Source organism: Mycolicibacterium sp. XJ870, assembly GCF_053483975.1.
In genome coordinates this window covers 1-261 of the sequence record NZ_JBEFTI010000027.1, presented here as the reverse complement: position 1 = coordinate 261, position 261 = coordinate 1, and the positions used below count along the sequence as shown (strand labels likewise).

General features: G+C 62.1%; 1 protein-coding gene. It reads left to right on the top strand.

The features are described 5' to 3' along the window. A partial coding sequence (locus ABQF30_RS29575; protein WP_448470636.1) for an MMPL family transporter occupies positions 1 to 261 on the top strand: 261 nt, incomplete at both ends.

Here is a 261-nt window from a genome sequence, read left to right as displayed (position 1 = left end):
GTATCCCGACTCAAAGAAGAGATACACGCCGGGCTCAACACCGGCATCATCCGAGCGATGGGCGGCAGTGGTTCGGTCGTGACGGCCGCCGGCCTGGTGTTCGCGTTCACCATGATGTCCATGGCGGTCAGCGAATTGGCCGTCATCGGTCAGGTGGGCACGACCATCGGCCTCGGTCTGCTGTTCGACACCCTGATCATCCGATCGTTCATGACCCCGTCGATCGCCGCGCTGCTCGGAAAGTGGTTCTGGTGGCCACAA